Raw genomic sequence first — 26,639 nt, forward strand, 5'->3', positions numbered from 1 at the left:
CGAGAGCGCGCAGGCGATTACGGGTCCGCGCGGTCGGCCCGCCGAGGCCCGATCTCCCGGGCGGGGAAATGCCGGAAAAACCGCACCCCGACCGCCGACGTACGGTTCGCCGTCACCCGGAGGTCCTCGGGATGTTGCGCGCGATACCGCGATACGACGACAGAAAGCTCATCGACGAACCTACGGCTGGTGATCCATGGTCTTGAAGTCGGAATCCGAGTACGGGTACGCGACCGAATTGCACGACGACACACGGCGGTCGTTGTTGCGCCACATGCTCGTGGCGAGAGGTCTCGACGAGGAGGCGCATCGGCTCCAGAAGCAGGGCGGGCTGATCCTGTGGGCTTCGGGGCAGGGGCACGAGGCCGCGCAGGTGGGCTCCGCGCTCGCCGTGGGACCGGAGGCGACGGTCTTTCCCACCTACCGCGAACACGCCATCGCGCTGCTTCGGGGTGTGGCGCCGGACGAGTTGCTGGCGCAGTGGGCCGGCCGCACGTTCTGCGGCTGGGATCCGTATCGGGTGCGGTTCTTCCCCTACACGCTGGTCCTGGCCGCGCAGACCCTGCACGGGGTCGGCTATTCGATCGGGCAACGCCTCCAGGGGCGTGAGGACTTCGTCGTCGTGTACGTGGGCGACGGGGCCACCAGCGAGGGCGACATGTCGGAGGCGCTGAACCTGGCCGCCGTGGAGTCGGCGTCCGTGTTGTTCGTGTGCCAGAACAACGGCTGGGCCATCTCGAAGCCGGCCGAGGAGCAGATGCGCACCTCGGTGGCCGAGCGGGCCCGGGGTTTCGGGATCGAGTCGGTCCGGATCTCGGGTCGGGATCCGGAAACCGTGTTCTCGGCCTGCTCGCGGGCCGCCGCCCACATTCGTGGCGAACGCGCGCCCTATCTGGTCGAGATCCAGGTCGGCCGCATCCGCGGCCACACGACCACCGACGCGCAGGAGGTCTACCGCACCCGCGACGACATCGCGCGCAGCGCGGCCGCGGATCCGGTGACCTCGTACGCGGCCCGGCTGAGCGGCCTGGGCGTGGTGGACGCCGCGTGGCTCGAGGGTGTCGAGACCGAGGTACGGGAGATGCGCGAACGGTTGATGAAGGAGTACGCGTGACGAGCACCGTCGAGACGAGCCCCGTGCGGACCCCCACCTTCGCGGAGTCGATCAACGCGACCCTCGCCGACCTGCTCGAACACGAGCCGGGACTGCTGCTTCTCGGCGAGGACATCGGCCGCCTCGGCGGCGTGTTCCGGGTGACCCGGGGTCTGCGCGAGCGCTTCGGCGCGGAGCGGGTACGCGACGCGCTGCTGGCCGAGTCCACCATCGTGGGCCAGGCCGTCGGCATGACGATGAGCGGTCTCGTGCCGATCTGCGAGATCCAGTTCGACGGGTTCACCTATCCCGCGGTCAACCAGCTGGTGACCCAGGCGTCCCGGATCGGCTACCGGTGGAACGGGCAGGTGAGCCCGAGTCTGGTGGTGCGCATCCCGACCGGCGGCGGCTTCCGGGGCGTGGAGCACCACAGCGAGTCCAACGAGGCGCTGTTCGCCCGCTACCCGGGCATCTCGGTGGCGTGCCCGTCCACCGGCGAGGACGCCGACCAGGTGTTGCGCCACGCGGTGACGCTCGGCTCGCCCGTGGTGGTGTACGAGCCGATCCGGCTGTACTGGCGGCGGGACACACCCGTGCGCGACCCCGAGCCGGCGCGGTCGCCGACCGCGGCCCGGATCGTCCGGCGCGGCACGGACCTGACGATCGCCACGTTCGGCGCGATCACCCACGAAGTGCTGGAGGCGGCGCACGACCTCGCCCCCGATGTCGACGTCGAGGTGGTGGACCTGCGCTGGGTGGCCCCGCTCGACATGGACACGGTCCTGGAGTCGGTGACCCGCACCGGCCGGCTGCTGATCGTGCACGAGGGATCGAAGGATGTCGGCATCGGCGCCGAGATCGCCGCGGAGGTGGCCGAGCGCGGCTTCGACACGCTCCGGGGCCCGATCCGCCGGTTGGCCCCCGAACGTCGCATCTATCCCCCGGCGAACTTCGAGAGCGAATACCTGATCGGTGTGCGGGAGATCAAGGACGAGGTGCTGGTGATGACGAAGTGAGCGACTCCTCCGAGGACATGCCGGTTCCCGGCTTCGGCCACGGTCTCGGCGAGGCCCTGTTGATCGAGTGGGTCGCCGGTGTCGGCGACCGGGTCGAGCGCGGCGACGTGATCGCGGTCGTGGAGACCGACAAGGCCACTACCGAGATCGAGGCGGAACGCGGCGGACGAATCACGGCCCACGCCGCGACGGTGGGCACGATCCTCAAGTCCGGCGAGGTGCTGTACCGGTTGGCGGCCGAGTAGTTCCCCCCGGGGACGGAGAACGGAGAAGGACATGAGCGACATCGAGAGCCGGATCGCGGACACCATGCTGGCCAAACTGCGCGAGCGCGACCCGGGGTTGGGTCCCGACGACCTCGCCCGGCCGGTCGCCGACCTCGACCTCGACTCCCTCGACCTGGTCGAGCTGCACCAGCAGTTGGAGAGCGAGCTCCAGGTCAAGGGCGATCTGAAGGAGACCGCGGGCTTCGCCTTCCTGGACGATTTCACCACCTATTTCGTGAAGTTGGCGAACCGGGGATGAGCGCGGGCATCGTCGACATCGCCACCGCCAAGCCGGGCCGAACGATCGACAACGACCACTTCACGTCGATCGGCCTCACCGACGAGTGGATCCGGCGCCGCAGCGGCATCGCGTCCCGCTCCTGGCTGCCGGACGAGACCTCGTTGGCGGAGGTGGCGGCGGAGGCCTGCGCGCCGATCGTGACCGCGATGGCGGACTCCTCCGAGATCGGCGCCCTGATCGTGGTCAGCACCTCGTCGCCGCAGCGGGTTCCGGGAATCGCTCAGAAGGTGGCGCAACTCGTCGGACTGGGGCCCTCGGTGCTGACGTTCGACATGAACGCGGCCTGTTGCGGCTTCGTCTACGGCCTGGTCACCGGCCTCTCGTTGTGCGACGCGGGATCGGCGCGGTCGGTCCTGCTGTGCTCGGTGGAGGCCATGTCCCGGATGGTGGACCGGACGGACCGGCAGACGGCGTGCATCTTCGCCGACGGCGCCGCGGCCGTACTGCTGGCGGATCGCCCGGAGTTCGAGGGATTTCGCCAGGTGGCCGGCTGCGACGGCGCCCAGGAGGCGCTGATGCGCGAACTCGACGGCGGCGGCATCCACCTGGACGGCATGCAGGTGTACGACCGCGCCGTGCGCCGGATGACGGAGTCGGCGCAGTACCTGTTCGACCACGGCCCCGCCCCGACCGTCGTGGTCGGCCACCAGGCGAACGGCCGCATCCTGGAGCAGGTCCGCAACTTCACCACCCATCTCGGCGTGCCGTTCGTGAATCGGATCGAGCACTCCGGGAACACGTCGTCCGCGACGATCCCGCTGGCCTTCGCCGAGGAACTGACGGCCGGATCCCTGCCCACCGCGGGCCGACTCGCAGCGGTGGCCTACGGCGCGGGCGAGGCATGGGGCGGGGTGTCGGTGGGCTACCGAGTGGGCCTCTAGAGCTTCGGGACTTCGCGAACACAGTCGATCACAGGAGGTTGTCATCTACTCGCCAGATGCCTGGGTCCTGCGCTCCGGTGCGATGACCGGTGCGCACGACGGCAGTCCCGGGAGCGCGTTGCAACGCGATCGGTTCGCCTTCGGCCCGCTGGAGGAGGGTGAGGCGCTGGTGGAGCCGATCCTCTGCTCCTGGGAGGCCAACATGGACCACGCGCTGACCCGTTCACCGATCGACGTGTGCAGCAGTCGTGGTGAGGACGCGGTGGTCCTGGGCAACCTGGGCGTGGTGCGCGTGCTCGACGTGAACGCCGCCGGCCGGGACGTGCGGGTCCGCGAAGGGGACCTGTGCCTGCTCATGCCGTTCGGGAAGCTCGACCGCTTCGGCTACGCCGAACTGGCCTACGCCTACGACTGCCCGCACACCATCGGCCTGCTGGCCAAGCGGACGAAGATGGACGCCCGGCTGCTGCTGCCCATCCCGGACGGCACGGCCTACTCGCTGCCGCAGTGGACCACGTATGGGCGCTACTTCACCGCATGGGACAACTGGCAGAAGGCGTACGGGTGTTGGCGCACCCAGGTGGCCGACGACGACCCCGCGAACCATCTGGTCTTCGGCTGGGGCGGCGGCGTGGCCTTCGCCGAACTGATGCTGGCCAAGCGCGCCGGGTTCCGGGTGGCGATGACGGCGGGCTCGGACGACCGGATCGCCTTCCTGCGCGAGAACGGCATCACCCCGGTGGATCGCCGCCGGTTCCCCGCCCTCTCGCTGCCCACCCGCGCGGAACGCACGGACCGCGAGCGGCACCAGCGACGGCGCACGTCGGTCCGGGAGTTCCTGGAGCTGGTGAACGAACTCAGCGACGGCCACGGGGTCGCGATCTTCGTGGACAACATCGGCGAGCCCCTGTACGACGTCACCCTGACCGCGCTGGCCCGCGAGGGGGTCGTCACCACGTGCGGCTGGAAGGCGGGGATGCGCCTGTCGCATCTGCGTGGCGCGGAGAGCATCGCCCGGCACCTCCTCATCAATACGCACGTCTGGCGCCTGCCGGATTCGCCGGGCATCCGTGACTTCCAGGAGGCCGAGGGCTGGATCGCGCCGAAGGGGTCCGACGTGATCTACGACTTCGACCGGGTACCGGAGTTGGCCGACGATTACGCGAACGCCCGGATCGGGTCGTACTTCCCGATGTACCGCGTGAACCCGCTCTGACCGGTTGGAGACGCAGTGATATCAGGGGGAAACGACGTGGCACACACCGGCACGGACGCGGACGTGGTGATCGCGGGCGCCGGGCCGACGGGCTTGATGCTCGCCTGCGAACTGCGGTTGGCGGGCGTCGACGTGGCGGTGGTCGAGCGGCGCGCGGACCGCACGGGCGAGGCGCGCGCCGGCGGGATGCACTCCCGCACCCTGGAGGTGCTGGACCAGCGCGGGGTGCTGGACCGGTTCCTGGCGCTCGGCGAACTCCAGTCGGTGGGCCACTTCTCCGGCATCTGGCTGGACTTCGACGAGTCCGAGTCCCGGCACCCCCTCCCGCTGATGATCACGCAGTCCACCATCGAGCGGCTGCTGGAGGAGTGGGCGGTCGAACTCGGCGTGCGGGTACGGCGGTCGGCCGCGGTGACCGGGCTGCGTCAGGACGAGTCCGGGGTGACCGTCGAGTTGGGTACCGACGAGCCGTCGACGCTGCGCGCCCGCTGGCTGGTGGGCTGCGACGGCGGGCGCAGCACGGTGCGCAAGCTGGCCGGCATCGACTTCCCCGGCACGCCGGCCACCATGACCGCGCTGATCGGCGACGTCGAACTCCCCGATCTGGACGAGGAGTACATCTGGGCACGGCGTCGCCCGGACGGCGAGTTCTCGGTGATCGGCTTCGAGCCTGGCTGGTACCGGGTGATCACGTCCGCGTACGACCGGGTCGCGGATCGCGACGAACCGGCGACGTTCGAGCAGCTCCGGGACTCGCTGATCGCGCTCGCGGGCACCGACTACGGCATGCGCAACCCCCGGTGGATCTCCCGGTTCGGCGACGCCGCGCGGCAGGCGGCCCGCTATCGGGTCGGCCGGGTGCTGCTCGCGGGAGACGCGGCGCACATCCACTTCCCGGCCGGCGGGCAGGGACTGAACGTGGGCGTACAGGACGCGGTCAACCTCGGCTGGAAGCTCGCCTCGGTGGTGCTCGGCCGGGCGCCGGAGCAGCTGTTGGACACCTACCACGACGAACGCCACCCGGTCGCGGAGCGGGTGCTGCACAACACCCGGGCGCAGTCGGCCCTGACCCGCCCCGGGCCGCAAACGGACGCGCTGCGCGACGTGTTCGGGTCGCTCATCGTGTTCGACGACGTCAACCGGCATCTGTGCGCCATGCTCACGGCGCTGGACATCCGGTACCCGATCGACGGGGACCACGCGCTGGTGGGCCGGCGGGTCCCCGACGCCGATCTCAAGACGTCCGAGGGCCTCGGCCGGATCCACGAGTTGTTGCACGCCGCCCGCCCGGTCCTGCTCGATCTGCGGGGCAACGCGGAGTTGGCGGAGGTGGTCCGGGACTGGTCGGATCGGGTCGACCTGGTCGAGGCCCGGAGCCAGGACGAGTACTGGCCCGTCCCGCCCGGCAGCGAGGTCGCCGCCCCGGCCGCGCTGCTGATCCGCCCCGACGGCCACGTCGCCTGGGGGGCCGACCCGGACGCCGACCCGGACACCCGGGCCCTGCGCCAGGCCCTCACCACCTGGTTCGGCCCACCGCGCCAACCCTGACGCCCCACCGCCGAGGCGGGCCCGTGGCAATCGCGCCACGGGCCCGCCTCGGCGTCCGGGATCGGCACCGCCGTACGCGGTCGGTTCGGTCAGCGGCAGGTCCAGACGGTCGGCTCGTCCGCGCCCCCGGGGATCTTCCAGCTCCGACCGGCGATCGTGCCGTCGTCACCGGCGACCGCGAATTCGAGCCCGCGGTCGGGGGCGTAGCTCACCGTGGATTCGAGCGCCGACGACCGCCAGACGCCGAATTCGTGCCAATCGGGATCATCGGTACGACCGACGATCCGACCGTCGCGGTTGATGCCCGTGACATCCGCGGCCCGCGCCACCGCGCGCGGCACGCCGTCGCGGTCCCACAACACGCTCGGCGCGCCGTTGCCCGAACCGTAGGTGACCTGGCCGATGAAGCGGCCGTTGGATATGCCGCGAGTGAGCACGTCCACCGCCCCGGCGGGGAGGCGCGCCGCATGCGCTCGACCCGCCTTCCACAGGTAGGGCCTCCGGCTGAAGTCCTTGTCCACATCGATCAGCACGGTGCCGTCCTGATCGATACCGGTCGCGAAACCCTCGCTGTCGGGCAACCCGGTGAGTTTGACCACTGTTCCGGGCTTGTCGGCGGGCCAGATCACCGGCTTCCAATACGACGAGGCTCCGGTCCCGACGTCGGCCGCGCCGACGATGTCCCCGCGGTCGTTGATACCCGTCGCCCGCGAGGCGGACGCACCGGGCACTTCGGGCAGGCGCTCCAGCCCACCGTCGCGCGAGCGGACGGCGCTCGAGAGTCCGCCGTTTCGGAAGGCGCTTCCGACCACCGTCCCGGCCTTGTTGACGCCGAGGACCTCGACCCACTTCTGGTATCCGGGAACGTTCAGGAGTCCGTAGTCGGTTAACTTGCCGTTCTTCCACAACGTCGCCCGGGAGCCCTGTGCGGAATTCGCGCCGTACGAAATCGTGCCCGCGTAGCCACCGCTTCCGTCGGTCGCCCGCACGTCGCCGGCGAGCGCGCCCGCGGGTATCGGCAGGATGGCCGGCGTCCACGCGCAGGCTTTCGTTGCGGAGGTGGCGGCGACGGCGGGTGCCGTCGCGCCGACCGTCGTCGCCACCAGCACGCCGGCCAGTACGCCGCGGGTCAAGTTCCTCGCATGTTTCATGATTCTCCTCGGTTCATGGGGTGGGTCCCGAGAGCCCCGGGTCGGATGTCGCATCCGACCCGGGGCTCTCGGGGCATGTTCGGTCGTGTCGTCGATCGTGTTACGGGGTGGCCGGCTTGCCTCGGCCGTACAGCCATGTCGCGAACATGGCGTCCAGGTTCTTGCCGGAGATGTGCTTGCTCAGTGCGATGAACGCGGCCGAGTCGGCGTGTCCGTACCGGTGTTCGCTCGCCCAGGTCCGGAGGATGGCGAAGAAGTCCCGGTCGCCCACGGTCTGGCGCAACTTCTCCAACACCATCGCACCGCGCGCGTAGGGCGGCTTGCCGAAGATGTGCCCGCCGTCGCCCGGGTCGCCGGCCGGGAAGGACCACAGCGCGTCGGTCTCCGGCAGTGCGTAGTCGGTGGCGAACTTCTGCGCCGTGCTCGGGCCGCCGTGCTCGGCGTCCCACAGCCATTCGGCGTAGGTGGCGAAACCCTCGTTCAGCCAGATGTCCTGCCACTTCGTCAGCGTCACCGAGTCACCGAACCACTGGTGCGCCGTCTCGTGCACCAGCGTGTCCAGCCGCGGCGCCCGGTCGTAGATCGGCCGGGTCTGGGTCTCCAGGGCGTAGCCGACGTCGGGCGCGTCCTGGACGATCGAGCCCGCGGCGTCGAACGGGTATCGACCGAAAAGTCTGCTTTCGAACTCGATCACGGCGGGCAGTTGGTCGAGTACCGGCTTGGCCGCCGCGGCCTGGCTCGGGGCGACCGCGTTGTATACGGGCAGCCCGCTCCGGGTGGTGTACTGCTCGGTCTGGAACCGGCCGATGCTCGCCGTCGCCAGGTAGGCGGCCATCGGCTGCGACTCGCGCCACGCGAACGTGGTCTTGCCGTCGCGGCTGCGCCGGTCGCGCAACCGGCCGTTGGACACCGCGGTCCAGCCGTCGGGGACGGTGACCTCGACGTCGTAGGTGGACTTGTCGCTCGGGTGGCTGTTGCTGGGGAACCAGGTCATCGCGCCCTGGGGTTCACTGGCCACGAAGACGGAGTCGTCGGGTTGGATGATCCAGCCGTCGGGGGAGCCGTCCGGGTCGTACACATGCGCCGGTACACCCGAGTAGGTGACGACCACGTGGAACCTGCGGCCCTTGTCCAGCGCCCGGGACGGGGTGACCGTGAGTTCGTTGCCCGCGCGGCTGAAGGCGACCTTTCGGCCGTCGATCCGGACACTGTCCACGGTCAGTCCGGACAGGTCGAGGTTGAACGAACTGAGCTTTTGGGTGGCGGTGACCGTGAGGTCGGCGGTGGCCACGAGGTTCTTGGTGGTGGGTGTGTAGTCCAGGTCGAGGCCGTAGTGGACGACGTGGATTCCACCGTTCCCGGAGTCCGGGAAGTACGGGTCGCCCGCCCCGGGAGCACCGGGCGTGGCAGCGCCCCCCTGCGTTCCGGCACCCACCAGGAGGGCGGCGAGCACGGGAGTGGCGACGAGGGCGAGGAGGGGACGGGCGATCTTCGATGCCAAGGTGATGGCCTCCTGTGTCGTGGCTGGGTGCCGCCTCGGCTGTACAACACCGCGGCGGCGGGTCCGACGTGGCGCACGATCGACTCACCGCGACGCGCGTGGAACGGTATAAACCGCCCGGCGCGCCGCGGCGGCCATCACTCTACGGTCGAACCCCCGGGCGATAAACAGGTTGCGCGTGGTCATCCGGATGACGCGGGGGCATCACCGGGTCGGCGCGCCGACCGGGGATCGCCCGAGGTCACCGCGGGCGCACCACCGACCACCCGGCGTGTGCGCCGGTGCACGGACGCGGACACGCGGAGGTACCGATACACCGGGGCCGCAAGCGGCCTACCACTTCCCGTCGTTGGTCACCAGGACCTGCGCGGCCGTGTGGTTCGCGCGTCGCGACACCTCCGCCGTCGGACGCGCGGCCGCCTCCAGCGCGGCGCGGTCGACCTTGCCCTCGGCGTCGATCGGGATCCGGTCCAGCGGAACGAGCGTGGGCAGCATGTACTCCGGCAACTCCAGCCGCAGCCGCTCGCCCAGCGCCGCAACGTCCAGCGCCGGCACACCCAGGGCCGCGCCGCCGCTGCCCGCGCCCATCACGGCCGGGACGGGAGCCGGGGTGACACACGCGACGATCTCGGTGCCGTTGTCCGTGGGCCGGCCGAACACCACCGTGTCGGCCACCGCCGGCTGGCGCCGTACCACCGCCTCCACCTCGCCCAGTTCCACCCGCACGCCCTTGGCCTTGACCTGGTGGTCCCGGCGTCCCAGGAACTGGAAGGACCCGCAAGGCAGTTGCCGCACCCGGTCTCCGGTGCGGTACAGCCGGCGCCCGCCGCGCGGGTCGAACGGGTCCGGGACGAACGCGGCGGCGGTGGCCGCGGGGGCGTTCAGGTAGCCGTGCGCCAACCCCTCGCCACCGACGTACAGTTCGCCCTCTTCGCCGGCCGCGACCGGAAGCCCGTTCGGGTCCAGCGCGTACGCCGTACCGTCGCCGAACGGCCTGCCGATGGGCACCACGCCGGCCCGGAGGTTGTCCGGCGTGATGTCGTGGGTGGTGCTGAACGTGGTGTTCTCGGTGGGCCCGTACCCGTTCACCACCCTGGCCGGCGACCGACCGCCCGCGAACAACTTCTCCAGGCGGCGCGGATCGTGCGGCTCGCCGCCGGCCAGCAACACCCGCAGCCGGCCGAGCGCGTCGGGTGCGACGTCGATCACCTGGTTGAGCAGCGTGGTGGTGAGCCACAGCACGGTGATCCGCTGCTCGGCGAGGAAGGCCCGCAGCCGGGTCGGCGAGAGCACCACGTCGGCGTCCTCGATCACCAGCGTGGCGCCGCCGGACAGCGCGCCCCAGATCTCGAACGTCGACGCGTCGAACGCCGGGTTGCACAGCTGCGCGACCCGGTCCTCGACGCCGATCCGCAGATACTCGGCGTGCGGGACCAGTCGGCTGATCGCCCGGTGCGGCACCATCACCGCCTTGGGCGTACCGGTGGATCCGGACGTGGACATCACGTAGGCGATGTCGTCCCCGTGCACGCGCGGCGGCGTCGCCGAGGGCGCCGTCCGCGCCCCGGATCGGCGCCGCTCGGCGAGCAGTTCCAGGCACAACACCGGTACCAGGTCGGCCACGAGCGCCGCGGTGGTCTCGTCGGCGACCAGGGCCGCCTGGGCGGTGGCCCGGACGATGCCGCGGGTGCGGGCGGTCGGCTGCCGTACGTCCACCGGCAGGTAGGCGCATCCCGCGTGCAGCACGCCCAGGCACGCGATGACCAGGTCGGCGCCGCGACCGATCGGGACGGCCACCACCGCGCCCCGACGCAGCCCGGCGGCTCGCAGTCCGGCGGCCACCTCGGCCGCCTGCTCGTCCAACTCGCGGTAGGTCAGCTCACGTTCGCGGTGCCGGAGGGCGATCGCGTCCGGGCGTTCCCGCGCGTGTCGGCGCACGAGTTCGTGCACCGGCACATACTCCGCGTCCTCGACGATCGGGCTCGCCATGCGTCGGGCCTCGACGAACCCGGCGGCCGGGCCGAAGGTTTCTCCACGCGGGGCCTTGCCGGCCTCGACGTCGGGCCCGAGCCCGATCGCGTCCACGGCCCGCGGCGGCACGGCCTCGATCCGGGCGGCCCGCTCCCCCATCGTGCGCCGCCGCGTGGTGCGCTTCGGCAACACCCCGGCCGGGAGCGGCAGTTCCACGTCCGGGTCGGCGAAGGCGGCCTCGATCGCGGTCATCATCCGGGCATGCAGGTCGGCCGCTGCCTGCTCGCTGAACAGGCCGGTCCGGTATTCCAGTCCGGCGATCGTACGATCGCCCCGCCGGGTCAGCGCCCACAGCAGTTCGTACTTCGTGGCGCCGGTCGGCATCGACGTGCGGCCGGCCCACGAGCGGCCCAGCCGCAGTCCCCGCTCCGAGGTGTCGAGGTAGGTGAGTCCGACCTGGGCGAGCGGGGCGCGCGACTGCTCGCCGGGCGCCGGCGGCAGCGCCGCGACGATGCGTCGGAAGGGTACGTGCCGCCGGGCCAGCGCCTCGGCGACCACCCGGCGGACCCGCCGGGCCAGGGCACGGGCGGTCAGGCCCGGCGTCAGGGTCAGCCGCAGCGGCAGGGTGTCCACGAACGTGCCGACCTCGTCCCGCTGTTCGGGTCCGCGGGTGGACACCGGTACGGCCACCGCGAGGTCACGCTCGCCGGTCACCGCGGCGAGGCCGACGAGGTAGCCGGCCACCCAGGTCATGAACGGGCTCAGCCGCTCGCCGGCGGCCACCGCGTGCAGCGCGGCGCTCGCTCCGGCCGGGACCACCATGCGGTGCACGCCGCCCGCGACGTCGAGTGTTCCGGGCCGGGGCAGGTCGTGCGGCAGCGCGATGGCGCGCGGGCACCCGGCCAGGGTCGCCCGCCAGGAGGCGAGCGTGGCGGCCGGGTCGGCGACGAGCGGGGCCGGGGGCGGTCCGAGCGGGTTCGGCCGGGCGACCGGGTCCGGCGCTCCCGCGTACCGGCGCTGCAACTCGCCTTCGAGCAGCGCCAGCGAGTCGGTGTCGCAGACGAGGTGGTGTGCGGTGAGCAGGAGTTCGGCGCCGACCTCGCCCCGGTCCACCACCAGGGCCCGCAGCAGGGGCGGGTGGGCGAGGTCGAACGGGGTCCGGATCTCGTCGTCCAGCAGGGTGCGTACCACCGTGTCGGGCACGCCCCGGGCATCCACCCAGCGCACCGGCACCGACACCCCGGACACCTCGAAGGCCCGTCCCGGCGCGGCGAATCCGCGCTGCAGCGCGGCGTGTCGTCCGGCCACCTCGTCCAGCGCGGCGATCAGCCGGGGCACGTTCGGCGAGCGGGCGAACCGGTAGTGGGCGTCGATGTGGTGGACCGGCGTTCCCGGGTGCCGCTGCTCGGCCACCCACAGGTGCTCCTCGGCCGGGGTGAGTTCGCGGAACTCGTCCTGTCCCGGGGCCACGTGTCCGTCGCCGAGCGCCGCGAGAAGCCGGCCGAACTCCGGGTGGTCGTAGAGGATGTCGAGCGCCAGGTCCTCGGAGCCGGTCAGCTCCCGCAGCGCGATCGCGGTCTCCACGGCCGCGACCGAGTCGCCGCCCTCGGCGAAGAAGTCCGCGTCGTCTCGAACCGGAACCCCGGCCTCCGCACCCTCGTCGGCACCGCGCCCGAGCGCGCCCAGCCAGACCCCGGCCACCGCCGCCCGCCAACCGGCCGCGACACCACCGTCACGACCGCCGGACCCGCCCGCGGCGGACCCGATCCGCCCGTCGGCCGCACCCGCCCCGTTCATCGTCCACGACCCCTCTCGTTCCCCCGCAACGCCTTCGAAATTTCCCGCCCTTGCCCGGAGTCGCGGTCCATCGTGACGCCCTTCCCATCGGTGCGATACCTCGGCGGAAGCCCCGTGGCGATGTGTTCGTCGGCAAACGTTCGCACCGTAAGGACGCGAATACGAGGGCGTCAAGGATAGGAAACGGAGAAGGCACCGATAGGAAAAGGAAAGGCGGCCCGCATATCGTGCGTGTCGAGGGGGAGCGCCTGCTCGCACCGTGACGCCGATATACGCGCGTGGCAACGTGATCGGCGAGGCGGGTGGGGCGAACCCGGTCCGGGGAGACGTTCCCGGACGGACCGGGTCCGAGGCGGCGTCCTCGGATCCACGACACGTGCGGAAGTGGGAGCGTGTCCGCGGCCGGCACCGGCTTCGGACCCGAATGCACGTGTCGAACCGGGAGCGTTCCGGGGTCACCGCGCGTCCCGAGGGGAGGGCGGGACGTGGCGAGGGTGGGGGCCGGAAGCGCACCGGCAGGGGTGGACGGCCGGACCCGTGTCGTCGTCCGGACCGGCGTACGGCGGGCTCGGCCAGGGTTCGCGCGTACGACCGGACGACGGCCGGGCCCGGCCGCCCGCTCGGAACAAGGCGCCTGCCCGAAACGATCCGCCTGCTCCGCACGACCCGCCCGTTCCGCACAAGCCGCCTGCTCCGCACGATCCGCCCGCTCCGACCGGGCCGCCTACTCCGCACGCACCGTCGCAGCACCGGATCCGCCCGACGGGCAACCCTCCGCGCGCAGCGCACGCACCTGCGGGATCACCGCCCGGACCCACGCGCCGGCATCGCCCACCGGCCCGGCCCCGGACCCGAACGCGCCCGACTCCAGGCCCGGTTCGCTCCGCTCCCCGACCGGCGACGACGGCGCGGACCCGGCCCGCGGCCGCGGCATGTTCGCCGCGAGCGCGCGGGCGGCCACCGCGAGCACGCCCGCCTGCCGCTCCTCGCCGCGCCCGTACCCGGCATCGGCCGGGTCGAGCAACGTGCGGAACCCCCCGGCGTGTTCCCCGGGCCCGACATCTGCCTCCGCCAGGCGCAGGTGGGCCCGTAGCGCGCGCGTCGACGCGTCGGGCGCCGACGCGGTCTCGACGAGCTCGTCGCCGAACCCCACCACCGCGTGCCCGGCGTCCGGGTGGGTCCGCGCCTCGGACAGGGTGATCGTGCTCATCGCGAGTCCGCGCGCGTGCTCCAGGAACCCGGCGGCGGCGGCCTGTCGGATGGCCGCCAGGATCCACGGGCGCTCCTGCGCGTACCAGGCGAGCGGATCGGCCAGCAGCCGCTCGACCAGTTCGGCGGAGAAGACCCGCTGCCGCCCGCCCGCGTGCGGCCCGCTCGACGCTGCCCCGCGCTGTCGCCGCCGGGCCTCGCCGAGCAGGAACAGCAGTACGCCCAGGGTGCGTTCCAGCGCCGCGCGGCGGACCCCGGGCGGTTCGTCGGCGGCCAGCCGCTCCCGGGCGAAGGTGTACACCAGCTCCGGGAATCGGTAGCGGGCCACGCCGGTACCGGCGTTCACCTCGACGTCGAGGAGATAGCACTCGGCCAGTTCCTCCAGCGGGTCCTGCGCCCGCAGCGGGTCGGTGCCGAGCAGCGGCGCGCCGACCCACGAGGCGAATCCGGGGGCCTGGAGCAGGGCGAGCAGCCGAAAGAGCCGCCGGGCCTCGGGGGTCAGGCCCTCGTAGGTGGGCGCGATGCTCCCCCGCACGCTCACCTCGCCGTAGCACAGCTCGTCCAGTCGCCGGGAGCCGTTGCCGAGCCGGGCGACCAGGTCCGACACGCTCCAGTGCGGCCGGGCCGCCAGTCGGGTGGCCACGATCCGCAGCGCCAGCGGCAGGTGTTCGCACGCGGCGCACAGCGCGGCCGCCGCGTCCGGCTCGGCGGCGATCCGGTGCCGGCCCGCGATCCGGGCGAGCAGTTCGACCGAGCCGTCCGGGTCGAAGGCGGGCACCTCCAGCCGATCGGCGGCGGGCAGGCCGGTGAAGCGGCGCCGGGAGGTGACCAGGACCCGGCACCGCGGGGTGCCGGGCAGCAGCGGCAGGACCTGGCTCTCCGCGGTGGCGTCGTCCAGGACCACCAGCACCCGGCGGCCGGCGAGCAGGTCGCGATAGGTCTCGGCGCGCTCCTCCAGGCCGTCCGGGATGGCCGATCCGCTCAGGCCCAGCGCGCGCAGGAAGCGGCCGAGCACGTCGCGGGGGTCCACCGGGCCGTCCGCCGAGGTCAGGTGCGCGAAGAGTTGGCCGTCGGGGAAGTCCGGGGCCAGTCGGTGTGCGGCGTGCACGGCCAGGGTGGTCTTGCCCACTCCGCAGCGTCCGGTGACCACGGTGATCGGTACCGCCGTGCCGGTCCCTGCGGTCTCGCGCGGCCGGGTCAACTCCCGGGCGAGGTCCGCCCGTCCGGTGAAGTCGGCGAAGTCGGTGGGCAGCAGGCGCGGTACCCGAGTCGGCGCGATCACGACCGGTTCGATCATCGCCGGCGCGGTGGGTCGCACCAGATCCGGGTCGCCGCTCAGGATGGCCCGGTGCAGCCGGCGCAGGTCCTCGCCCGGCTCGATGCCCAGTTCCTCGATCAGGATCTCCCGGGCCTTGCGGTATTCCTCCAGCGCCTCGGCCTGCCGGCCGGCCCGGTACAGCGCGGTCATCAGCAGCACCCGCAGCCGCTCGCGCAGCGGATGCGCGGCGACCAGGGCGAGCAGTTCGCCGGCGGGCCCGTGCGGCGCGCCGGTGGCCAACTCCAGCTCCAGGCACTCCTCGTGCACCACCAGGCGGCGTTCGTCCAGGTGCGCGACGCCGTGCCGGACCAGTCGGCTGTCGATCCCGGCCAGCGCCGGTCCGTGCCACAGGTCGAGCGCGGCCCGGAACTCGCGGACCGCACGCTTCGGTTGCCGCTCGGCCGCGGCGCGGCGGCCGGCGGCCACTCCGGACTCGAAGGCGTGCAGGTCGAGTTGGCCGTCGGCGACGCGTAGTCGATAGCCGGGCGATCGGGTGGTGATCAGCCCGGGTAACGCGGCGGCCGGAAGCTGCCGGCGCAGCGAGGAGATGCAGATCTGGATCTGCCCTCGGCTGGTGGTCGGCGGCGCCTTGTCCCAGACGCCGTCCACGAGCCGGTCGGTGGGCACGATGTGGTTGGCCTCGAGGAGGAGCAGGGCCAGCACGGTGCGCTGGCGGGTGCCCTTGATGTCCACCGGTGCGCCGCCGTGGACCGATTCGAGCGGGCCGAGAATCCGGAATTCCATGGAACCCTCCAGTCAAGCGCGGTGGTGTCGCGACGGTCTCGGGGTGTCTCGCGGAGAATCGAGCCGTCGGTCGGACGGATGTGTCTCCACGCGCGTAGCCCCCCGCGCGCGCTCCTCCCGCTGCCGCTCGGGTCGGCCCGGGTGTGACGACCCGTCCTTCGGTCGCCCGTGGTGGGCGGACGACGCGACGGGCGGGTCGCGGGTACCTGGAGACGACATTGACACAACGGAAATTCGTCGGTCAATGACTCCGTGGCACGATTCGCTCGCCGTGCGCAATCACGGAACCACCCATATCACTTGATAATCGGCACAGTCGGTCGGCCCGCATATCAGCGCCGGGAAATCCCGAGCCGGCCGGCGAAGTCTCGGAGCGGCCGGCGCACTCCGCCAACCCGGACCGACGCCCTCGACCCCCGCGCTCGCCGTGTCCGAAATTGCACGGACCATGTCGTTCCCGACACTGGCAGTGCCCTCGGCGGGCGCAGAGGATGTGTACATGCTTCTCCCGACCGGGTGTTCCGGTCGGGCCTCGATCCCGGAAAGCGAAATCATGAACGCCATCGCCACGAATACGCCGACCGCCGACGCCGCTCTCCGGGAAAGTGCGGTCGTGGTTTACGGGGCCTATGGACACACCGCGCGTTTCGTGGTCGCCGAATTGCACCGCCGGGGTCGGACGGTGATTCTCTCCGGTCGGAACGAGGAAAGGCTCCGGGAACTCGGCGAGCGGTATCCGGACGCGACGATCCGGGTCGCCGACGTCGCCGATCCGGCCGCGCTGGACCGGGCGTTCGCGGGCGCCGCCGCCGTGATCAACTGCGCGGGACCGTTCTCGGAGACCACCCTTCCGGTGGCCGACGCGGCCATCCGCGCGGGGGCGCACTATCTCGACGTGGCGGCCGAACAGGCCGCCACCGCCGCGCTGTTCGACACCCGGGGCGAGCAGGCCCGGGCCGCCGGGCTGGTGTTGGCGCCGTCGTTCGCCTTCTACGGCGCGCTGGGCGACCTGTTGGCCACCGTCGCGATGGGCGAGCGGTCGGAGGCGGACGAGATCACCATCGCCTTCGGCCTGGACAGCTGGCTGCCCACCGAGGGCAGCCGCCTCACCGGTCGGACCAACGCGGGACGGCACCTCGTGTTCACCGGCGGCCGGCTGCACCCCTTCTCGTACTCGGAGGAGCAGTCCGAGTGGCGCTTCCCCGCGCCGATGGGCGCCCTGGCGGTCACCGAGTTCGCCACCGCCGACCAGGTCACCATCCCCCGTCACCTGCGCACCCCGGAGGTGCGCGCGGTGATGAACCTGGCCCCGCTGCGGGACGTCAACGACGCGAGCACGCCCAATCCCTCCCCGTCCCCCGCCGACGCCCTCGGCCGCTCCGCGCAGACCTTCCTCGTCGAGGTGGTCGTGCGCACCGGCGAGGGGGAACACCGCGCGGTGGCCGGAGGCAACGACATCTACGCGGTCACCGCGCCCCTCGTGGTCGAGGCCGCCGAACGGCTCCTGACCGGACGGCACACCACGACCGGCGTCCTGGCCGCGGGCGAGGCCTTCGACGCGGCCGACTTCCTGCGCGCGCTCACCCCGGACCACCTGAGCCGCCTCGAACTCCCGGGCGGGGACGCCGAACAGCACACCGAGGACGCCGACCGCCCGACCACGATCGCCGGCGCCGCCCGCTGACCCGGGCCGGCCGGGCCCGGGCACCGTCGCATCGGGCCCGGGCCGCCGGACGTTCTCCGGAGGTTCATCCGCGGGCCGGCTTCGTCCTCACCGCGCGTCGTCTGCCGGCGATTGACTCGGCGTGTTTGCACGATTCGTGCTCCCGCGCGCCCGCGTCGGGACGACAGAGGAGATGGCGTTGCGACGTATCCTTCCCGCGCTCGGTGTGGCCGGCGTGCTGCTCGCGACCGTGATCGCGGTTCCCGCCGCCGCGGCCCAGGACGACACGTCCCGCGATTCGTCGCGGCCGTCGACCCACCCGATCGTGATCGGGCACCGGGGTGCCAGCGGCTACCGTCCCGAGCACACCCTGGAGAGCTACCGCCTCGCGATCCGGATGGGCGCCGACTACATCGAGCCCGACCTGGTCTCCACCAAGGACGGCGTGCTGGTCGCCCGGCACGAGAACGAGATCTCCGGCACCACCGACGTGGCCGCGCACCCGGAGTTCGCCGCGCGCAAGACCACCAAGACCATCGACGGCACGCCCGTCACCGGGTGGTTCACCGAGGACCTGACGCTGGCCGAGCTCAAGACGCTGCGCGCGAAGGAGCGGCTGCCGCAGGTCCGGCCCACGAACACCACGTTCGACGGGAAGTTCGAGGTGCCGACCTTCCAGGAGGTGCTGGACCTGGCCCGCACCGAGGGCCGCCGGCTCGACCGTACGATCGGCGTGTACCCGGAGACCAAGCACCCGAGCTACTTCCAGTCGATAGGTCTGGCGCTGGAGGAGCCCCTGGTGCGGGTCCTCAAGCAGAACCGGCTCACCGGGCGCAAGGACAAGGTGTTCATCCAGTCCTTCGAGACCGCCAACCTGCGCAAGCTCGACCGGATGACCGACAACAAGCTGATCCAGCTGCTGGACGCGAGTGGCCGGCCGTACGACCTGGTGGTGGCGAACGACCCGCGTACGTACCAGGATCTGGCCAAGCCGGAGAACCTGAAGTGGATCCACTCCTACGCCGACGGCATCGGGGTCAACAAGAACCTGATCGTGCCCCGCGACGCCGCGGGCAAGCTGCTCGCGCCGACCTCGGTGATCCGCGACGCGCACCGCAACCAACTGCTCGTGCACGCCTGGACGTTCCGCGCGGAGAACCAGTTCCTGCCGCTGGACTTCCGGCTCGGCGCCGACCCGAACGCACGCGGTGACATCACGTCCGAGTACGAACTCTTCTACGGCCTCGGCCTGGACGGCGTCTTCGCCGACCACCCGGACACCGCCGTAGCGGCCCGCGCCGGCCTCGGCCTCTGACCCCGGGCATCCGATCGGCCCCGTACCGCCCGCGTCACGGCGGTACGGGGTCTGCGCCAGGTCCGGCGACTCCGTCGGTCCCGGCGGCCGGGGATCAGCCGAAGACCGTCCCGGAGTTGGCCGTATTGACGCTGCGCCGTCGGGAGAACGCGCCCAGGTCGATGCGCTTGCCGGTGTGCGGGCCGACGAAGCACACCGGATCCGCGTCGTGGTCCGCCCCGTTGTCCACCGCCTCGATCAGGGCGGCCATCATCCGCCCCACCAGCGGGGCGTTCTTGAACTGGTTTCCGCTGGTGCCCATGGCCACGTAGTAGCCGTCCAGTTCGGTCCGGTCGTAGATCGGCGTCCAGTCGTCGGCGACGTCGTACACCCCGACCACCCCGCGCGCCCGGTTCGGCACGGTCAGCCCGCTCAGCCGCCGGGCCGCCCGGGTCACCTGGGCCTCGAACACGGCCTGCGTCGGGTTGGGGTTCGCCTCGTCCGGGTCGTCCAGCCACTGGAGCGGGTCGCACTCGGGCTCGGTCCCGCCGACCAACATCCCGCCGCCGACCTCGCCGCGCAGGTACACGCCCAGGTCCAGGTCGGCCACGGCCACCCCGGCCGCGCCCTCCGGGTTGTAGCCGTCGGGTGCCCGGAGGTATTCGACCTCCTGCCGCAGCGGTCGCACCCCGATGGTGAAGTCGGCGCCCACGCCCGCCAGTTCGTTGATCCGCCCGGACCAGGGCCCGGCCGCGTTCACCACCGTCGCACACGCGAGCCTGGACCCGTCGTCGAGCACCACCGTGCGCACCCGACCGGCCGTCGACTCGATCGTGGTCACCGTGCGCCGGAACCGGAACTCGGCGCCGTACCGCCGCGCCGCGGCGGCCAGGTTCTGCGCGGCCAGCTGCGGATCGCTCACGTACCCCGCGTCGGGGGTGAACACCGCCCCGAGCGTGCCGGTCGCCGGCGCCCAGAACGCCTCGTCGTCCAGCCGTCGGGGCGGCCAGTAGCGACCGGTGTCCAGTCCCGGGATCCTGGCCGCCAACGTCTCCGCGTCCCACTCCTCGTACGGCACCCCGACCGCGTCGAACAGCGGCAGGTAGGCCCCACGCGGCGCGGCGTCCACATCGAGCAGGGCCAGCCCGCAACGCTCGAAGCGCACCGGGTCGGCGACCTCGCAGCCCAGGTGCTCGGGCCAGGCCCGCCAGCAGAACAGCGCCTCCCACGACGCGGCCACGCCGGCGTACGTGGAGAAGTTGAACCGCACGATCGCACTGGACGCGCCGGTCGAGCCCAGGCCCACCCCGCCGGCCTTGTCCACCACGGTCACCCGCCGCCCCGCGCGGGCGAGTTCGAGCGCGATCGAGGAACCCATCACCCCCGCGCCGATCACCACGACGTCCGTACTCATCCGGGCCTCCTCCCTGAGATGCGGTGCGACACGCCACAGTCTGACCGGTCGACCGCCCCGGTACCGCCGACTGTCGCGGTATGTCGCGCCGCACCCACGGTCCGTCCCGGAACCGGCAGGGCCCGCGACGCACCATCACCCGCCGCAAGATATCTTGATGTCGAGCAATGTTGCGGACATGGAGCGGAGCATCCTGTGACTGACCCGACCATCATCTATACGCACACCGACGAGGCCCCGGCGCTGGCGACGTATTCGTTGCTGCCGGTGATCCAGGCGTACGCGGCGACGGCCGGGGTCAAGGTGGAGACTCGTGACATCTCCCTGGCCGGGCGCATCATCGCCCACTTCCCGGAGCGGCTGACCGCCGAGCAGCGCCTCGACGACGCGCTCGCCGAGCTGGGCGACCTGGCCAAGACGCCGGAAGCCAACATCATCAAGCTGCCCAACATCTCCGCCTCGATCCCGCAGCTCAAGGCCGCCATCGCCGAGCTGCGCGAGCAGGGCTTCGCGCTCCCGGACTACCCGGACGACCCGAAGACCGACGAGGACAAGGACGTCCGGGCCCGCTACGGCAAGGTCCTGGGCAGCGCGGTCAACCCGGTCCTGCGCGAGGGCAACTCGGACCGCCGCGCCCCCGCGTCGGTGAAGAGCTACGTGCGGGCGCACCCGCACCGCATGGGCGCCTGGACCGCCGAGTCGAAGACCGCCGTCGCGACCATGGACGCCGACGACTTCCGGTCCACCGAGAAGTCGGCCGTGATCGCCGAGCCGGGCACGCTGCGCATCGAGCTGGTGGGCGACGACGGCAGCACCACCGTGCTGCGCGAGTCGGTACCGGTGCTCGCGGGCGAGGTGGTGGACGCGTCGGTGATGCGCGCCGCGCCGCTGCGCGAGTTCCTGGCCGCGCAGGTCGCCAAGGCCAAGGCCGAGGACGTGCTGCTCTCGGTGCACCTGAAGGCCACCATGATGAAGGTCTCCGACCCGATCATCTTCGGCCACGCGGTCCGCGCCTTCTTCCCGCAGACGTTCGCCGAGCACGGCGCGGCGCTCGCGGCGGCCGGCCTGAGCCCGAACGACGGCCTCGGCGCCATCCTCAAGGGCCTGGACGCGCTGCCCGACGGCGCGAAGATCCGCGAGTCCTTCGACGCCGAGCTGGCCGCCGGTCCGGCACTGGCGATGGTCGACTCGGATCGGGGCATCACCAACCTGCACGTGCCCAGCGATGTGATCGTCGACGCCTCGATGCCGGCCATGATCCGCACCTCCGGGCACATGTGGGGCCCGGACGGCAAGGAGGCGGACACCCTCGCGGTCCTGCCGGACAGCAGCTACGCGGGCGTGTACCAGGTCGTCATCGACGACTGCAAGGCCAACGGCGCCTACGACCCGGCCACCATGGGCTCGGTGCCCAACGTCGGTCTGATGGCGCAGAAGGCCGAGGAGTACGGCAGCCACGACAAGACCTTCGAGATCCCCGCCGCCGGCACGGTGCGCGTGGTCGACGGCGCCGGCACCGTGGTGTTGTCCCAGGTCGTGTCCGCGGGCGACATCTTCCGGATGTGCCAGACCAAGGACGCGCCGATCAAGGACTGGGTCAAGCTCGCCGTTACGCGCGCCCGCGCCACCGGCGCCCCGGCCGTGTTCTGGCTGGACGAGGGCCGCGCGCACGACGCGAACCTGATCGCCAAGGTGAAGCAGTACCTGCCCGAGCACGACACCGAGGGCCTGCGGATCGAGATCCTGTCGCCGGTCGAGGCGACCGCGTTCTCCCTGGAGCGCATCCGTCGGGGCGAGGACACCATCTCGGTCACCGGCAACGTGCTGCGCGACTACCTGACCGACCTGTTCCCGATCCTGGAGCTGGGCACCAGCGCCAAGATGCTCTCGGTGGTCCCGCTGATGGACGGCGGCGGCCTGTTCGAGACCGGCGCGGGCGGCTCCGCGCCCAAGCACGTGCAGCAGCTGGTCAAGGAGGACTACCTGCGCTGGGACAGCCTGGGCGAGTTCCTGGCCCTCGCGGTCAGCTTCGAGCACCTGGCCCAGTCGGTGGGCAACGCCCGCGCCCAGGTGCTGGCGGACACCCTGGACCGGGCCACCGGCACCTTCCTCGACAACGACAAGTCGCCGAGCCGGCGCCTGGGTGGCATCGACAACCGCGGCAGCCACTTCTACCTGGCCCTGTACTGGGCGCAGGAGCTGGCCGCGCAGACCGAGGACGCGGCACTGGCCGAGGCGTTCGCCGGGCTCGCACACACCCTGCGCGAGCAGGAGCAGACGATCGTCGACGAGCTGATCGCGGTCCAGGGCAAGCCGGCCGACATCGGCGGCTACTACCGCCCCGACCCGGCCAAGGCGTCGGCGGTCATGCGCCCGTCGGCGACCTTCAACAACGCGCTCGCCACGCTGGCCTGACCCGTTCGCACACACACCGCCCCGATCGGCCCCGCGCCGGCCGGGGCGGTGTCGCGTCAGCCCACCGTCACCGGGTGGCGAACGACCGCGTCGAAGAGATACCCCTGGGTGTTGAACGTGGCGCGCTCCGGCTGGGTACGCCCGGCCGTGTCGCTCGCGCGGGCGAGCAACAGCGCCGGCCCGGACTCGGCGGGCCGCCAATCCACACTCCAGCGCATCCACCCGTCGCGCCTCGGCTCGTCCCACAGGTGCGCGTGCCGCCATCGCACACCACCGTCCGTACTGACCTCCACCCGGCATACGCCGCCCGCGCCCGACCAGGACCGGCCGGTGAGCCGGTGCGGGACACCGGCCGCGAGCCGCGCGCCGAAGGGCAGTTCGAACGCGCTCTTGAGGGTCTGCCGGGTCAGCGGCGGCCCACCGCCCTCGGGGAAGGCGGGGCCGAACATCCGGTAGAACTCGGTGTTCCACGGCGAGTACAGCGGCTGCGCGGAGACCTCGATGTCACCGACCCACTTGATCGAGGAGATGCCCACCCACGAGGGCACCACCACCCGCAACGGCGCGCCGTGGTCCGGCGCGAGCGGCGCGCCGTTCATCTCGTACGCCAAGAGCACGTCGTCGAGCGCCTTGGCCACCGGCAGCGGCCGGCGCACCCGGCCGTAGTCGACCCCGCCGCCGACGTACGGATCGTCCAGTCCGCGCGGCATCACGTCGACCGCGTCGGGCCGCAGTCCGGCCCGGCGCAGCACGTCGGACAGCCGCGCGCCGCGCCACCGGGCCACCCCGATCGCGCCCAGCGTCCAGGGTGTGCCCGGCACGGTCTCGCCCTGCTGGGAGGCGTAGAGGCTGCGGCCGTTGCCGGCGCACTCGATGGCGGCGGTGTGCGTATGGGCGGGCAGTCGGCGCAGCTGGTCCAGGTCGAAGGTGATCGCGTCGTCGTATCCGACGCCGGTGCGCAGCCCGCTCCCCCACAACCGCAACCGCCAGTCCCGGGCGGCCGATTGCGGAGTCGAGGTGTGGTTGCGCACGAAGAAACGCTCGACCGGTGTGAGGTATCCGGTGTCTGCGAGCGCCGCGAAGTTGCTCTCGGCGTTGGTGCCCCGCGCGGTGAACCACTCGGGCGGAAGCGGCTTGATGATGCCGGGCGCGGCCGAGCCCGCCGCGAAGGCACCGGTCGTCGGCAACACCGACAGCGCTCCGGCCGCCGCGAGCAGCTTGAGCAGATCGCGCCGGCCCGGCCCGTCGGCCCGCGTGCCGCCGGCGACGAGTTGCCGCAACCGGCGGCGGTCGTAGGCACCTTCGTTGATCGATGTCATCGAAACCTCCACCGAACGGGGCCCGACGTCACCACACCGGGCGACCTCACGATCACACGGAAGCACGTACCCGCGCGCGTACCCCCGGCAATCCCCGTGTTCGGGCCCGGCGGCCGACTCCCGTGCGCGTCGGCGCTATCGGGTCGGCAGTGGCCAGGCGTCCACGTCGCGGTAGTGGATCGGTCCGGGTCCACGGCCCTGGTTGCTCGCCACCAGGTGCAACGTGCGGGCGGGCCAGGGCCGTCCGGCGAAGTCGGCGAGTTCGGCGGCGGCGGCCGCGATGCCGTCGAGGTTGTCGCGGCGGGCCCGGGCCAGGGTCAGATGGGCCCGCAACGGCCGGTTCTCCAGCGGGATTCCGCAGTCCGCCACCACGCTCCGGACCGCGTCGGCCAGCGTGTGCAGCGCGTCCAGATCGCCGCGTACGTCGCTCCACAACACCCGCTCGTCGAACTGCCCGGCGCCGTGCAGCGCGAGCGTGAGCGGCTCGGCCGCGACGGCCACCTCCGCCAGCGGCGGTCGCAGCGCCTCGACCACGTCGACCGCGACCTCGCCGAGGAAGGCCAGCGTGATGTGCCAGTCCTCGATGCGATTCCAGCGCAGCCGAGGATGCGCGGCATGCACCGGCCGCAGGGCGCGCGCCAGTTCGTCCTTGGCGTCGTCGGGCGGGGCGAGGGCCACGAACAGGCGTACGGTCCGCGGCGCGGTGGGGGCTTCGTCGATCACAGGAGATGTCGTACCGCATCGCCCCGACCCACCGCGCGGCGGCCCACCGATCGCCCCACGATCCACCTCCGCCGCCCTGCGGGTATGCACCCCGTGGCGCGCAAGAGACCGCACCCGTCCCGGACATCGAGGCCCGTGTCCCGGCAGGTGGTGCCCCCGTCCCGAACGTGTTCCGGACGGGATCCGGGGCCGGCCGCCCGATCGCGGAGCCCGCGCGCACCGTCCGGTTTATCGCTTTTCTGGGGCTCGCCGCTCCGTCGAACTGCCGGCACCATGGGTCGCGCATCAGCGACGGTGAGTATGTGCCGACGAAAATGACGGGAGTCTTGTGACAGGGCGTGACGAGAGTGCTCCTCGGCCGGACACGGCGACCACGGCGGCCGAATACGTGGCCTTGTTGCGTGAGTTACGCGAGTGGTCGGCGTTGACCTATCGGCAATTGGCGGCCAAGGCCGAGGCGTCCGGCCGGGTTTTGCCGGCCAGTACGGTCGCCGCCGCACTCGGCCGCACCACGCTGCCCCGGGCGGATCTGGTCGAGGCCCTCGTCGTCGCCTGCGGCCTCGGCCCGGAGGCCGGCGCCCGCTGGCTGGAGGTCCGCGACGACCTGGCGGCCGGCCGCGTCGCCGAACGCCCGGACGACGCCGAGCCGCCGGCCCCCGTCGACCCGCCGACCGCCCCGAAGCCCGCCCGACGCCGTTGGCGGCTCTGGGCGATCGCCGCCGTCACGACGGGCGTGGTGGCGGCCGGCGCCATAGTGGTCGCGATCCGCGCCGGCGACGACGACCACCACGGTCGTCTGCCCAACGGCCACTACCTGATCAAGCCCGGCCAGATCCGGGACGGCTCGTTGTGCCTGGGCGAGGGCCGCGAGCGCAACGGCCGCACGGATCGCCCCATCGCCGCCCAGATGCCGTGCGCGAACCTGGTCCCGGACACCTACCTGACCTCGCTCAACCGGGACGTGTACCAGATCGAATGGCGCCATCCGGTCAAGGGCGTCGGCTGCCTGCGCGTGGACGAGTCCATGCTGACCCCCGGCGCGCTGCTCAGCCCGGGCCCGTGCACCCGCGCCGCCAACGAACGTTTCCTGATCGAGCCCGCCCAGCCCGCCGAGCCCGGCGTCTACCGCATCAGCCCGGTACACAGCGGCCTGTGCGTGGGTATCCTCGGCGGCCCGGCCGAAACCACGGTCAAGGCCGAGGCGGAGCAGGCCACCTGCTCCGGCGGCGCCGACCAACGTTTCCGCCTGGAACGCGTGCGCTGACCCGCCGTCAGCGCGGCGGGTCCGGGTGGTCGACGCCCTCGAACACCTCGACCCGCACGATCGGCTCCCGCCCGCCCCGCTGCAAAACGGTCCGCACCACGCCCCACGGCCGATCGGGCAGGGTCACCTCGAACGAGTACGTGTTGGCGCAACCGGTGCAGTCGTACCGGTCCTGCCACACCTCCACGTCGACCCGACTGCCGGGCACCCGGGCGGCGTGCCGATGGGTCGCGTGGCAGCGCTCACACCGCTCACCGGGCGCACACGTCCCCCCGCAGGGGCAGGGCACATCGAACGATTCGGCCGGCTCCCAGTAGCGGGTGCGCAACGCCGCCGCGGTCCGCGCGTCGGGAGCCTTGGCCCCGCGCGGCACGGCCATCTGCCGCGCCGCCACGACATACGACTCCCCGGAGGCGGCCATCCGCCCCCGAATCACACCTTTACGCACCCGATTGGTGGTCATCCGGCCCTCCGCCACTCACCCACGTCCAAGGCGGCACCCGAACCACCACCCCCCACGATATCCGGCGCCCGA

At 72.2% G+C, this 26,639-nt stretch carries 19 protein-coding genes; 11 read left to right on the plus strand and 8 right to left on the minus strand.

The window, feature by feature from the left end; genetic code table 11:
- Nucleotides 1–196 precede the first annotated feature (196 nt).
- The 7 genes from ACMXN5_RS04375 to ACMXN5_RS04405 all read left to right on the plus strand — a co-directional run bounded on the left by ACMXN5_RS04375 (nucleotide 197) and on the right by ACMXN5_RS04405 (nucleotide 6,321).
- The gene (locus ACMXN5_RS04375; protein WP_439674078.1) at nucleotides 197–1,114 is read left to right on the plus strand and encodes a thiamine pyrophosphate-dependent dehydrogenase E1 component subunit alpha; all 918 of its coding nucleotides are present in this window, start codon (nucleotides 197–199) and stop codon (nucleotides 1,112–1,114) included.
- Nucleotides 1,111–2,109 (plus strand): alpha-ketoacid dehydrogenase subunit beta, encoded by a 999-nt coding sequence (locus ACMXN5_RS04380; RefSeq protein ID WP_439674079.1) that lies wholly within the window; start codon nucleotides 1,111–1,113, stop codon nucleotides 2,107–2,109. The genes ACMXN5_RS04375 and ACMXN5_RS04380 overlap by 4 nt, the downstream gene beginning before the upstream one ends.
- Nucleotides 2,106–2,354 (plus strand): biotin/lipoyl-containing protein, encoded by a 249-nt coding sequence (locus ACMXN5_RS04385; RefSeq protein ID WP_395786561.1) that lies wholly within the window; start codon nucleotides 2,106–2,108, stop codon nucleotides 2,352–2,354. The genes ACMXN5_RS04380 and ACMXN5_RS04385 overlap by 4 nt, the downstream gene beginning before the upstream one ends.
- A 31-nt stretch (nucleotides 2,355–2,385) precedes the next feature.
- Nucleotides 2,386–2,634, plus strand: coding sequence for a hypothetical protein (locus ACMXN5_RS04390; RefSeq protein ID WP_379997786.1), 249 nt, complete (start codon nucleotides 2,386–2,388; stop codon nucleotides 2,632–2,634).
- The gene (locus tag ACMXN5_RS04395; protein WP_439674080.1) at nucleotides 2,631–3,557 is read left to right on the plus strand and encodes a ketoacyl-ACP synthase III; all 927 of its coding nucleotides are present in this window, start codon (nucleotides 2,631–2,633) and stop codon (nucleotides 3,555–3,557) included. Before ACMXN5_RS04390 ends, ACMXN5_RS04395 begins: the two co-directional genes overlap by 4 nt.
- An 82-nt stretch (nucleotides 3,558–3,639) precedes the next feature.
- Nucleotides 3,640–4,773, plus strand: coding sequence for a zinc-binding alcohol dehydrogenase family protein (locus ACMXN5_RS04400; RefSeq protein WP_395786559.1), 1,134 nt, complete (start codon nucleotides 3,640–3,642; stop codon nucleotides 4,771–4,773).
- Between the two features lie 36 nt (nucleotides 4,774–4,809).
- Nucleotides 4,810–6,321 carry an FAD-dependent monooxygenase gene (locus ACMXN5_RS04405; RefSeq protein ID WP_439674081.1) on the plus strand — a complete coding sequence of 504 codons (1,512 nt, stop codon included), beginning with the start codon at nucleotides 4,810–4,812 and terminating at the stop codon, nucleotides 6,319–6,321.
- Between the two features lie 89 nt (nucleotides 6,322–6,410).
- Here ACMXN5_RS04405 and ACMXN5_RS04410 read toward each other — a convergent pair whose 3' ends face one another.
- From ACMXN5_RS04410 to ACMXN5_RS04425, 4 genes are all read right to left on the minus strand, one after another.
- Nucleotides 6,411–7,472, minus strand: coding sequence for a hypothetical protein (locus tag ACMXN5_RS04410; RefSeq protein WP_439674082.1), 1,062 nt, complete (start codon nucleotides 7,470–7,472; stop codon nucleotides 6,411–6,413).
- Nucleotides 7,473–7,572: 100 nt separating this feature from the next.
- Nucleotides 7,573–8,973 (minus strand): M1 family metallopeptidase, encoded by a 1,401-nt coding sequence (locus tag ACMXN5_RS04415; protein ID WP_439674083.1) that lies wholly within the window; start codon nucleotides 8,971–8,973, stop codon nucleotides 7,573–7,575.
- 333 nt (nucleotides 8,974–9,306) lie between these two features.
- On the minus strand, nucleotides 9,307–12,741 hold the full coding sequence (locus tag ACMXN5_RS04420; protein ID WP_439674084.1) for an amino acid adenylation domain-containing protein: 3,435 nt from the start codon (nucleotides 12,739–12,741) through the stop codon (nucleotides 9,307–9,309).
- A gap of 724 nt (nucleotides 12,742–13,465) precedes the next feature.
- On the minus strand, nucleotides 13,466–16,012 hold the full coding sequence (locus ACMXN5_RS04425; RefSeq protein ID WP_439674085.1) for a BTAD domain-containing putative transcriptional regulator: 2,547 nt from the start codon (nucleotides 16,010–16,012) through the stop codon (nucleotides 13,466–13,468).
- A gap of 553 nt (nucleotides 16,013–16,565) precedes the next feature.
- On the opposite strand from ACMXN5_RS04425, the gene ACMXN5_RS04430 reads away from it, so the two are divergent.
- On the plus strand, nucleotides 16,566–17,696 hold the full coding sequence (locus ACMXN5_RS04430) for a saccharopine dehydrogenase family protein (protein ID WP_439674086.1): 1,131 nt from the start codon (nucleotides 16,566–16,568) through the stop codon (nucleotides 17,694–17,696).
- Nucleotides 17,697–17,868: 172 nt separating this feature from the next.
- Complete coding sequence (locus ACMXN5_RS04435; RefSeq protein ID WP_439674087.1) at nucleotides 17,869–18,990, plus strand: glycerophosphodiester phosphodiesterase; 1,122 nt, start codon at nucleotides 17,869–17,871, stop codon at nucleotides 18,988–18,990.
- Between the two features lie 94 nt (nucleotides 18,991–19,084).
- Here the strand turns inward: ACMXN5_RS04435 and ACMXN5_RS04440 are convergent, their stop codons facing one another.
- Nucleotides 19,085–20,383, minus strand: coding sequence for an NAD(P)/FAD-dependent oxidoreductase (locus ACMXN5_RS04440; RefSeq protein ID WP_439674088.1), 1,299 nt, complete (start codon nucleotides 20,381–20,383; stop codon nucleotides 19,085–19,087).
- A gap of 195 nt (nucleotides 20,384–20,578) precedes the next feature.
- On the opposite strand from ACMXN5_RS04440, the gene ACMXN5_RS04445 reads away from it, so the two are divergent.
- On the plus strand, nucleotides 20,579–22,798 hold the full coding sequence (locus ACMXN5_RS04445; protein ID WP_439674089.1) for an NADP-dependent isocitrate dehydrogenase: 2,220 nt from the start codon (nucleotides 20,579–20,581) through the stop codon (nucleotides 22,796–22,798).
- 56 nt (nucleotides 22,799–22,854) lie between these two features.
- Here ACMXN5_RS04445 and ACMXN5_RS04450 read toward each other — a convergent pair whose 3' ends face one another.
- The gene (locus ACMXN5_RS04450) at nucleotides 22,855–24,117 is read right to left on the minus strand and encodes a sulfite oxidase (RefSeq protein ID WP_439674090.1); all 1,263 of its coding nucleotides are present in this window, start codon (nucleotides 24,115–24,117) and stop codon (nucleotides 22,855–22,857) included.
- Between the two features lie 135 nt (nucleotides 24,118–24,252).
- Nucleotides 24,253–24,840 carry an RNA 2',3'-cyclic phosphodiesterase gene (gene thpR / locus ACMXN5_RS04455; RefSeq protein ID WP_439674091.1) on the minus strand — a complete coding sequence of 196 codons (588 nt, stop codon included), beginning with the start codon at nucleotides 24,838–24,840 and terminating at the stop codon, nucleotides 24,253–24,255.
- A gap of 328 nt (nucleotides 24,841–25,168) precedes the next feature.
- Here thpR and ACMXN5_RS04460 point away from each other — a divergent pair, with 328 nt between their 5' ends.
- Nucleotides 25,169–26,104: a hypothetical protein gene (locus ACMXN5_RS04460; protein ID WP_439674092.1), complete on the plus strand. Its 936-nt coding sequence runs from the start codon at nucleotides 25,169–25,171 to the stop codon at nucleotides 26,102–26,104.
- A 7-nt stretch (nucleotides 26,105–26,111) separates the two neighbouring features.
- Here the strand turns inward: ACMXN5_RS04460 and ACMXN5_RS04465 are convergent, their stop codons facing one another.
- Entirely contained in the window at nucleotides 26,112–26,567 is a 456-nt protein-coding gene (locus tag ACMXN5_RS04465; protein ID WP_439674093.1) for a hypothetical protein, read from the minus strand.
- Nucleotides 26,568–26,639: the final 72 nt, after the last annotated feature.

The sequence above is a fragment of the Embleya australiensis genome (assembly GCF_051903075.1).
Classification (GTDB): domain Bacteria; phylum Actinomycetota; class Actinomycetes; order Streptomycetales; family Streptomycetaceae; genus Embleya.

Coding starts and splice junctions, on each gene's coding strand:
- ACMXN5_RS04390 (WP_379997786.1), top strand. CDS start 2,386: ATGAGCGACATCGAGAGCCGGATCGCGGACACCATGCTGGCCAAACTG.
- ACMXN5_RS04375 (WP_439674078.1), top strand. CDS start 197: ATGGTCTTGAAGTCGGAATCCGAGTACGGGTACGCGACCGAATTGCAC.
- ACMXN5_RS04400 (WP_395786559.1), top strand. CDS start 3,640: ATGACCGGTGCGCACGACGGCAGTCCCGGGAGCGCGTTGCAACGCGAT.
- ACMXN5_RS04465 (WP_439674093.1), bottom strand. CDS start 26,567: ATGACCACCAATCGGGTGCGTAAAGGTGTGATTCGGGGGCGGATGGCC.
- ACMXN5_RS04430 (WP_439674086.1), top strand. CDS start 16,566: ATGAACGCCATCGCCACGAATACGCCGACCGCCGACGCCGCTCTCCGG.
- ACMXN5_RS04425 (WP_439674085.1), bottom strand. CDS start 16,012: ATGGAATTCCGGATTCTCGGCCCGCTCGAATCGGTCCACGGCGGCGCA.
- ACMXN5_RS04420 (WP_439674084.1), bottom strand. CDS start 12,741: ATGAACGGGGCGGGTGCGGCCGACGGGCGGATCGGGTCCGCCGCGGGC.
- ACMXN5_RS04450 (WP_439674090.1), bottom strand. CDS start 24,117: ATGACATCGATCAACGAAGGTGCCTACGACCGCCGCCGGTTGCGGCAA.
- ACMXN5_RS04435 (WP_439674087.1), top strand. CDS start 17,869: ATGGCGTTGCGACGTATCCTTCCCGCGCTCGGTGTGGCCGGCGTGCTG.
- ACMXN5_RS04410 (WP_439674082.1), bottom strand. CDS start 7,472: ATGAAACATGCGAGGAACTTGACCCGCGGCGTACTGGCCGGCGTGCTG.
- ACMXN5_RS04395 (WP_439674080.1), top strand. CDS start 2,631: ATGAGCGCGGGCATCGTCGACATCGCCACCGCCAAGCCGGGCCGAACG.
- ACMXN5_RS04440 (WP_439674088.1), bottom strand. CDS start 20,383: ATGAGTACGGACGTCGTGGTGATCGGCGCGGGGGTGATGGGTTCCTCG.